The 9,962-nt window shown below is 42.5% G+C and carries 7 protein-coding genes and 1 pseudogene; 2 read left to right on the top strand and 6 right to left on the bottom strand.

Annotated elements, in window-relative coordinates; all coding sequences use genetic code 11:
• Positions 1 to 96 precede the first annotated feature (96 nt).
• From MHN09_RS20785 to MHN09_RS20760, 6 genes and pseudogenes are all read right to left on the bottom strand, one after another.
• Positions 97 to 928, bottom strand: a pseudogene (locus MHN09_RS20785) (transposase); the annotation flags it as partial.
• A 304-nt stretch (positions 929 to 1,232) separates the two neighbouring features.
• Positions 1,233 to 2,912, bottom strand: a complete 1,680-nt coding sequence (gene ltrA / locus MHN09_RS20780; protein ID WP_239220456.1) for a group II intron reverse transcriptase/maturase — start codon at positions 2,910 to 2,912, stop codon at positions 1,233 to 1,235.
• A gap of 547 nt (positions 2,913 to 3,459) precedes the next feature.
• Complete coding sequence (gene tnpB / locus MHN09_RS20775) at positions 3,460 to 3,705, bottom strand: IS66 family insertion sequence element accessory protein TnpB (protein WP_239241806.1); 246 nt, start codon at positions 3,703 to 3,705, stop codon at positions 3,460 to 3,462.
• Positions 3,702 to 3,911 (bottom strand): hypothetical protein, encoded by a 210-nt coding sequence (locus MHN09_RS20770; protein WP_239241805.1) that lies wholly within the window; start codon positions 3,909 to 3,911, stop codon positions 3,702 to 3,704. The genes tnpB and MHN09_RS20770 overlap by 4 nt, the downstream gene beginning before the upstream one ends.
• A 342-nt stretch (positions 3,912 to 4,253) precedes the next feature.
• Positions 4,254 to 5,291, bottom strand: a complete 1,038-nt coding sequence (locus tag MHN09_RS20765) for an IS110 family transposase (protein WP_239241804.1) — start codon at positions 5,289 to 5,291, stop codon at positions 4,254 to 4,256.
• Positions 5,292 to 6,248: 957 nt separating this feature from the next.
• Positions 6,249 to 7,106: a hypothetical protein gene (locus tag MHN09_RS20760; RefSeq protein ID WP_239220345.1), complete on the bottom strand. Its 858-nt coding sequence runs from the start codon at positions 7,104 to 7,106 to the stop codon at positions 6,249 to 6,251.
• Between the two features lie 221 nt (positions 7,107 to 7,327).
• Between MHN09_RS20760 and MHN09_RS20755 the strand changes: the two genes are divergently transcribed.
• Positions 7,328 to 8,302, top strand: coding sequence for a tyrosine-type recombinase/integrase (locus MHN09_RS20755; RefSeq protein ID WP_239241803.1), 975 nt, complete (start codon positions 7,328 to 7,330; stop codon positions 8,300 to 8,302).
• Positions 8,303 to 8,746: 444 nt separating this feature from the next.
• Positions 8,747 to 9,718, top strand: a complete 972-nt coding sequence (locus MHN09_RS20750) for a hypothetical protein (RefSeq protein WP_239241802.1) — start codon at positions 8,747 to 8,749, stop codon at positions 9,716 to 9,718.
• Positions 9,719 to 9,962 lie beyond the last annotated feature (244 nt).

Genomic DNA, 9,962 nt, shown 5'->3' with positions numbered 1-9,962 from the left:
CGCAGCGAATAAACTGTTATGAAGAACCGGATGCGTTAATTGCGCTCGTCCGGGTCTGTGAGGGGTGAGGGCAGTAATGTCCTCATCTACTCGGAAACCGATAAGGGTTGCTTGCGTTTGCTCGTAGCCTTGATAGCCATCCACTTGTAGATAGCCGCTATAGCCTTGCAGGAAGTCTACTGCGCATTGTCCAGCGCGACTATTGTGATAATCGTACAACACGATATTAGATGTCGCTGTATCGGGGATATTACCGCTAGGTGAATCAGCACCACTGGCATACAACCACATATAGCTGTTCGCTTTTTCAGACTCGACCACTTTTAGCGTGGTTTCATCCGCCGCTCTGTTTGAACATCGCTTCTTGTCGATAAAGCGGTAACCCATACTGATATTTGCTGGTGATGATTTGACTTAACAAGCTTGGCGTTGCGTAGCCTTTTGGGATCACGCTGTGAGGTACGGGCGCTTGTTTAATCGTGTTGCTGATACCGTCCTTTTCACAAGTACGACACGCATATTTAGGGCGAACATGCTCAATCACGTTGACCTGAGCAGGAATAAACTGAAGCTTCTCTGACTTATCTTCACCTATGCGATGTAATTCGCCCGCACAACAGCCACAGATTTTTTCTTCGTCGCTAATATCGTGAACGATAACTTCACGAGGCAGGTCTTTAGGTAGCGGGTTACGTGTGGGCTTTTTACGGGTATAGCTAATCGTTTCTTCGGCTGTTTCAGCTTCAACAACCAATTCTTCCGCTTCGTTAAACAACTCACCTTGCCCAGGGTGGCCTTCGGTGCTTTTTCCAAACTGCTTATGCTGGGCAACGCGGAACTGTTCTTCTAAATAGGCAATCCGCGCGCGCTTCTCTTCAAGAAGCGCTTCAAGTTCAGCGATGCGGGATTGGTATTCTTTCTCGTTCATACCACCATTATCCCGTATTAAGCTGCTGATTACCTTACATTATTAAGACTATTTCGTGATCGTTAATCGCTACTTATGATCACAGGTTATAAGCCTGATGCGTTGTAGTGCAACGGCTGATGGCCTATGACATCGTAACCCGATAACAGCCATTGTAGCTGTTGCTCACTCATATGCATCTGTTTTAAGTTCGCATCGACAGGCCACTTAAAACGATGCTTCTGTCGAGTAGCCAGACCCGATTACTCGAGCCCAGCCCTCTAAGAACGGTACGTGCGAGTTTCCCCGCATACCGCTCAAGTCGTTATAACGCCATGTAGGATGGCGCAGCAGTATTTTTACTTTTATGAATGCTGTTATGGCAAGAAGGGTGTACAACCACGGTATTACTCGTCTTATTATCACCACCTAAATATAAAGGCACTAGGCGGTGAATATTCCAACCAGTTTTAGCCGTTATTTTCCTTTTGCAATACAAACACTCACCATTTTGACGTGATAATAATCTATGCAGGCGTTCTTTGTTGCGAGAATTTATTAACACATCAAGCCGAGATTCAAAGTAAGTTTCATGTGTCGGATCGTAAGGGTTTGCATCGGAATTGATTTTTGGATGTCGCACAATCGGTATTGCTGCTAACCGAAATAAGGCTATTTGTTTATCACCGGTGCAGAATGTCCAATTACGCGCACCAACAGAGTGGAAGTATCTAGCCCTAATCCAGTGTTTTCCTTTTCTAGGATGCCTACGACATGCCCATTTCCAGAGTAGCAACCATATATCAGAGTCAATCTTGCAAAATACTTCCTTTGCGACACTGTGTCGGTGATAATTACACCAACCTCTTAATATTGGATTAAGCTGAAAAATTAGCCTGTCTTGTCGACTAGAGCGATATTTGGTGATCGTAAGTCTCAACTTATTCATCAAATGTAGAGCGCTTTTGCTACTGGGTTTGACCAGTAATTTGCCATTATACTTTCTGAGATTTTGACCAAGAAAATCAAAACCCTCTGATATATGCCTAACGTGCGTTTTTTCTGGCGATAATGCCAAACCACGTTGGGACATAAATTCATTAATACAAGGCAATATTGTATCTACCAAAAACGCTTGAGAATGAGCCGTTACAACAAAATCATCAGCATATCTGATTACAGAGACTCTCTTAACATTAGAACGAATTTCACGGTGCTTACCTCTTTTAACACCTGAAGCTTCTTCAATTGTTCCTTGCAGTTGATTCAATACCATATTCATTAACGTCGGCGAGATTATCCCTCCTTGCGGTGTTCCTGCAAGTGTTGGATATACCTTGCCAGACTCCATGAAGCCGGCATTCAACCACTGTGAAAGGATTGGTTTGTCAATGTTTAAGTGCTTTAGCATCCATTCATGGCTGATATTATCGAAGCATCCTTTAATATCTGCATCAAGCACCCATTCTCCCGCACCTTTGCGACACAATACTTTGAAGCATTGTTCGATCGCATCAGCGCAAGATCTTTGTTTTCGAAAACCAAAAGAATTGCCGTCACTGTTTGTCTCCACTTCTGGCTCAACGGCTAGCAAATACAGTGCTTGCATCCCACGATCCAGCATTGTGGGGATACCGAGAGGTCTTCTCTGCCCATTCGACTTTGGAATAAAGACTCGCCTTAATGGACTTGCCTTGTATCCAGAACGTTTGAGCGATGAGATTGCTCGCCATTTTTTAGTAGCACTTTGCCATGTTTCGCCATCAATACCAGACGTTTTACGCCCTTTGTTCTCCGTTACCTGTTTAACCGCAAGGGCTTTCGCATAAAAGGAATGAGTCAATAACCATTGCAGACTTTTAACTTTCCCTTTTCTCCCTTGCTTTACTGCTTTCACAATACGCGCTTGCAATGATCCTACGTAGCGCTTTGCAGCCTTCCAATCGATGTTAGACCAGCATTGCGCTTCGTTTATAGGTGCACATTGTTCATAAGAGCAATTCATTTGCATTCCTAAGCTAAAATCTTATTACAAATTTCTTGTGATTAACCACTCGATGGAAGTGGGCTATGCTTTCGCATGATGTCACGTTCAATACATCTATCCTTGCCATTACAGCAAGGCATTCGCTTTCTCCATCGTCCTTTACCCGCATGCCCGTCATTCATTCTTACGAAGAAACTACCTCAACGAGGGAGCATACGGGCTTACCAAGTTCCACTTTATTCACATAATGGGTTAGTGTCAGTCAATCCGCCGGGGGCACATTAAATTGCGTAACATGAGACTAGAGCATGTTAACTTGTCCACCACACCTTTTGGTTCAAGCTTGTCAGCATCTTTAGCTTGTTTATAATGACGACAGTTAAAACTGTTCAGTTAATTACACATACCATTAATTCCTAGGGCCCAACCGCATGATGCTTGCAGTTTGTTCAACATCACTGTTGAACTTAAGGCTACATTGTCTTTCGAGCTTCACACCTCACCATTGCTAGTAACGCATGTCGAAATAGGAAACCTTCGGCAATACGAAGGGTTGAATCAAAGTTCAACAGTAAACAAAGCGACTTCTTGTCGCACCGAGGCGTTTATACCAGAGAGCGAAGCCCGTTTTATCCCAATAGAGTATTTTGACCTTATCGCGCTTTTTGTTGCGGAAGACGAACAGTGCATCGCGAAACGGATTCAGGTTCATATCCTGCTCAACAACGACAATTAAGCCATTTATCGATTTGCGGAAATCGACGATATCCATGTACAGGTAAATGTCAGCAGGCTCTACGAACATCTTCATTCGGACAATGCCTCCATCACGGTAGCAACCCAGTGAGGGTTAATATTGATTGGCACGCTAAGTTGAGCATTTCCAAGTTGCAGGAGAAGTTCGCCACCCATTGCTTCGGTGTAGGATTCAACCTTCGTGACTTCACGTTTCACCTGAACAAACTTGTTGCTTGTTCGCTGCAACCGAATATCTTCTCTTCGTTGATATTGCGGCATGGTCATTCTCCTTAACAAAAAGAGAACACCATGCCGTAGCTAATTTATGAATTGAATGTGGGGATTACCGGACGTGTATGGACTCCTCCTCTTTTGCAAGTAATTTGTTCGATAACTTTGGGTATGATTGCCAACGTGTATCCGGTTTCTTAATGATGCATTTTCTTTTACTGCATCGAACCTCTATGGGCTATTCGCACACTTGCTCCTGAACGGACACACGAGCTTAAAGGCTCTTCGTCCGGGTAAGGTTTTTCAAGTGTCGGTCTAACCTGTTAGCCATCTCACATCTTACTTTGCAATTGGGATGAAAACTTTTCGTATTTCTTAATTCGTTTAAGCTTAAGCGCTTGCTATCAACTCTGGGTCATAACTTTCGTTTGTATTTACCATAGCCCAAGCTGCACGCGCTGTTTTATTAGCTAACGCTACAGTTACCGTATTAACGTGCTTGTATGCGCAGAGCTTTTCAATCCATTTACTTAAATTATCATCATGCCGATGAGCATGCCGGATGACTGACCGTGCACCATGAACAAGTAGTTTTCTTAAGTAACCATCGCCTCGCTTACTGATGCCAAGTAACCTAGGCTTGCCGCCGGTACTGTGTTGCCTCGGCGTTAAACCAATAGAAGCAGCAAAATCCCTACCTTTACGGTATCCTTTCGCATCACCAATAGCGCAAGACAATGCGCTGGCACACAGGATACCAATACCCCGTAACTGAAGTAGCGAACGTGCGACAGGGTCATTTTTGACTTCTTTCTCAATAAGCGTGTCGAGCGTATCGACTCGCTCTTGGAGCTGCCTTAAGTCATCAAACAAATTACGTAGCAACAAGCGAAAAAGCGCCGACAAACCATTTTCTGCATCTTCCAGCCACAGGGGGATGGCTTCTCTCAGTTTGTTGATACCCACTGGCGCAACTAGCCCATATTCGCTTACCAGTCCTCGTATCTGATTTGCTTTGGATGCTTTTTGAACCATCAACTTGTCCCTGATACGGTGTATAGATTGTATGTCTTGTTGCTTACTTGATTTCACACTTACAAAGCGCATGTTCGGCCGACTCATAGCCTCACATATTGCCTCTGCATCAATCGCATCATTCTTATTACTTTTTACGTAAGGCTTAACAAATTGCGCATGAATGATTTTGACTTTAAAACCTCGTTTTTGTAATTCTCGCCCCCAATAGTGAGATGAACCACAGGCTTCCATTGCAATTTCAGTCCCTTTAGGGACCTTGTTCTCAATAGCATCCAACCACTTTGTTCGACAGTATTTTCCTTTCCACTGCCGTTCACCAAACCTATCCACCGCGTGCACATGAAAAACGGACTTTGCAATATCAACACCGACTCGAGTAATCTGGCCCATGGGCTTCTCCTAATTTGAATGCTGGTAACTCACCATCACCATATTGACCAAAAAAAGGACAACAATTCAAGTTGAGGAGGAGTCCATCCCATTGGACACGTTTTATCAATCAATGTACATCTTAGCAATAACATCCGTAGTGGCTTTCGTAGCTTGATATAACTTTGTTGGCTGGAAACGTAAATTCCCTCTTAATTTGCAGGAATATTTAGCCAAGAACCCTACAGCGAAGACAAAAAATGGAATAGCTTGCGCTTTTTGTGGTTCAAAATCCCTTCGAAATTTAGGTGCACATAATGCAACAGATAGCCGCCGTCGTGTTAGTTGCAACAGCTGCTCCTCTCCGCTTTATCACGCTAAGCAATAATCTGTGTTGGGTTTTTGCTAGCTATAAGCACATTTCTCAATAAAACAACTACCCAGAATTATCAAATAAGGGAAAACAATGGGACTTTTCACAAGTGGCTCCAAAGCTTCACCTAAACTTACTTGGGAACATCTCAAAAATGAAGGTACCACTGGTGTAATAAGGCACACATATCGAACTAAGGTTCCTGGTGGGTGGTTAGTTACAGCAGCTGACACTCATGGTGTGGGGGCAACTTTTATACCCGATCCTAACCATGAATGGGATGGGAATTCGCTGGAATAAATTATCGGAAACAAACGTTGATACTTACCTGTAACCTGCTCGCAATGCTCACTCGCTTAATGAGGTTATCACCTCATCACACATTGATAAGGTCATGTGTAAGGAGTGCAGGCTCAACAAATCATGGTTTCTTTTCTATGCCCTGGTATTCGCTGGGGCGATTCTCCGCCTTGTAACACTCTTTGTTACTGGTGCACACCTTCCGTTCTCCATAGTAATGAGAGGTTCGGACTAATCGAAACATATCGCCTTTTCTTTAGCTTCTTTATACCTGGCTTACAATACCCGCCATTTCCCAAGGTGTCTTAGTCACTACTTTTGTCAGTCGAGAAGTTCGCAGCAGTTGTAAAAATACTGCAGTCCACTAACGCTTCTGCGCGTGGGTCCCCTTTTCGCTTTCTACATGTCTTTGCTCTATCCCAGCCTTCATTAAAAGCAATCTCAATGAGCAGTTTCACTCTATTTCTGTCATTGGGGTTTAATCTAAGCATGAATTCTTCTAAAAACAGGCTTTTGGAGGCAGGTAATGCATCGGAAATCTGTTCTTTTACGGCTCTAACTTCACTGTCGGTACTGACGTTGTAATGCTTTGAGAATAGGAGTTCAAATACCTCATCATAGTTACTGGCATGCAATTCAGCTTTTGCCATATCAATGATTGTTTTGGTTTGGGGGCTCACATCTATGGTGTCAGTTCGCTTGATACCGCGGTGCTTATAAGCCCGATAGCGATTTTGAAATTGCTTAATTGAGGCCTGGGGTAACCACGCTCGCATAGCCGAATATAGGGCTTTTGGGGCCAGTGTTTGCCATTCTTTAATTGTTACACTGTCAGCATTTACTAGGGCTTCTTTGTCTTTCAGATACGTTGATTCGGGTATGGAAGATAGAAACTTTACTAGGTGGTTGGCTAGATAGTCAGACCACAACTCTTGCTCTTTTTGTGCTTTGAACATGGTGAAAGATTGTTCAAATTCACCGAGTTTTTGAGGCTTAATATATTTTCTCAACGCGATGAAGCCCATGCTTTTTCCTAACGCTAAAACATCACGCTCGAGCTTGTCTATATTTACGTTGGTAACCTTATCCTTTTCCTGTAAGGTTGATAAGAACGTGTTTAATTGTGCATGTAGAAATTGTTGCCAAAGGCTTTGGTCAGACATTGTTCACCCCTTCTTCTTCTGGTCTCTCATATTACCTCAAAAACCAAATAGAATAAAAGCGTTACTAGTAACGCTATTTGTATTGCGTATCACTGTGCTAAGAATAAGATATAAACAAAGCGTTACTAGTAACGCAAAAGAGATTTCTTGATCTGCCCTCTCCCCTGCTCTATTATTCAATATAAACCAAATTATCTTAAATAATAAAAAAGCACCTAATTATGTCCTCAATGTTAATTCATGTCGAAAATGTACCGATGGCGATCGCTGAATCAGATCGCGATCGGGTAATTGGAAACTTACGTGAGTTAAAAGACGATGTATGGGAATTAAAGTCAGAAAATACGAAACGCGCTTACCACTACGACTTCAATCAGTACCTGGTGTTCTGCAAAGATAATGGGTTGCCGGCGATGGCCAGTGATGTCAATGTGACTAAAACAACGTGTCGTGCCTATCTGGACTACTTAATGTCGACCAAACTGAAACATCACACCATACGCCGTAAAATTGCGTCAGTCCGCTATTTTATTGGTGTGAGCGAGCTACCAGACCCGTGGAAGCAGTCAAAACTTTTTGCTGAATACACCAACCACAAGATAAATCAAAAGCCCAGTCGCCAGTCTCAAGCCGCGCCCATGCGCCTTGAAAATATTGACGCCATCAATGCGCAACTCGATACGGACTCGTTGATTGGGTTACGTGATGCTGTCATTTTTAACACGGCGATAGACACGATATTCCGTGCATCGAATTTATTAGCAATTGAATTGCATCACATCGACTTTGCCAAACAACGGATCTTCGCTCCGCGCTCCAAGACTGATAAATCAGGTAAAGGTCAATACGGTTATATATCAACAACCACTATCAATTTTATCGACAAATGGCTCACGAGAACGGGCATTGCTGATGGCCCCTTATTGCGTAAATTATCCCCAAAGCAAACGGTGCAGGATACCGCGATGCAATATCATGCATTACTGTCTAGATACAAGAATATAGCGTCATTACTTAATTTAGCGTTCAAGCCGAGTTGTCATAGCACCCGGGTAGGAGGTGTAGTAACCATGTTTGAGCGGGGTGTCACATTAGATCAAATTCAAAAGGCCGGTGGATGGACAAGTTCAGCGATGCCGATGCATTACGGTGAAGAATTTGATGTAACGAAAACCGGTATGGCCAACGTGAGGTAGCGCTCATTATTCTATGAGAATGAACGAAAAAGCTCGCCAGACTGTTATTTAAAAATCGTAGAATTAGAAATTCATAGCGCTGATTGTATTTTATGCTAATTTGCGGTTTTACTATCTGATGACAATGCATTTTTTACTCTATGAGTAGAAAAAAGCACAACGTATGCTTACATGATAAATAAATAAGTGTCATCAATAGCTTATGCGTTTTTAGGTGGATTTCCAACTTTTAGATAAATTGCGCTTGTACAAGTCAGAGTCTTCTGATGAATAGAAGGTTTCGTAAGTAACTGACAGAATTAGAAAAATGCAGACATGAGTATAAATTGCCTAATATCTGCCTGCTGCTAAAAAACCTTTTTATATTAGTGATATAAACCGGGTTTCTTTTTCCATTGAATGTCGATAATACAATGGTCAATACGCAATATAGTGAGTCTTTATATGAATGCCAAACCTAGTTTTAGATTAAGCGATGAGAATAATGCTATGCAGGTGGAACCTTCCTTTGAGCATGTACTTACTCAAATAGATTCCCTGAGGACAGAGTTCGCCGATATTGAAGCGAATCTTTACGAGCAACTAGCTATCGATGGTCATCTGAAAACACTAGATGCATTGTCAATACAAAAAGCGGTGGATTGTGTGGAGTTGGCATCTAAGCAATTAGACAGTTATGTCATCACGCCCGATGTGAAATCGGTAGTTATAGCCATGCTTATGCTTGATATCAAATTAGAATATCGAAAATTTACGTCGATATGTCCACGACTGCTGGGGAAAAAGGTTTCAGAACTTGGTTATCGCGCTATGTTTTTGAAGTTCTTCGACCTCGTACAACATGAAATAGAGCGCTACGATACAAAAAAAACGTCGTCTACTGATATAACCAATCCAATAACCGCCCTAGAGAGCCACATTCAACAGGAAGTCACTAGAGAAGTAAAAAAGGTAGTTGGCCCAGTCAATAACATAATCCAACTTCTTATGAATGACTATGCTTTTCTAACTTCTGTCTCAGGCGTGACTAGACAATCCCAAACGAAAGACAGACACCGTTATTTCAGGATGGCCAAGGAAACGCGAGAGGGGTATATAAACCGATTTAAAAAAAGTGTGGTAGCGGCATGGGACAGAGTCACATCACTCAATGAAGAGCTGATTGCGCTAAAAGCAGCAAAAAAATCTCAAATTATGTCTTTAAATAAAGAGTTAAAGAAAACACGAGAAAAAGCGTTGCAGTTCCAAAATATCCCGGACCCTATGAGTGAGTTGTTGGGTATAGATATTGAAGTAAATAAGGACGAAGAAATCGCTGCCCTATCAAGGAAAGTGGATAGCTTGGAATCGGCGAACACGGAGCTTCAACGAGAAAATATTCGTCTGGAGAAGAAGTTATCAATCAAAGGGGTGTGAATATGGATGTCTGTGATGAACCAACTATAAGAGGCGTGAGCTATGAAGAGCCCGAGGGACAGGTGGCGTTGTTATCATCGCAGATTTGGTAAGCCAATACTTCAAATCCGTTTTGATAATCAATACGACGCTGTTTGGAAAAAAAGAGACTGTAACTAATTTTGTGTAACTGCCTATCTCAATTTACTCTATAGAGAGTTAAGGATAGGCAGATGAACATGAATAAGAAAGAGCTTGAAGCTTT

The organism is Alteromonas sp. MmMcT2-5 (assembly GCF_022348315.1).
GTDB lineage: Bacteria > Pseudomonadota > Gammaproteobacteria > Enterobacterales > Alteromonadaceae > Alteromonas > Alteromonas macleodii.
The sequence above is the reverse complement of the archived record's forward strand: the minus strand, read 5'-3'. Positions and strand labels throughout refer to the sequence as shown.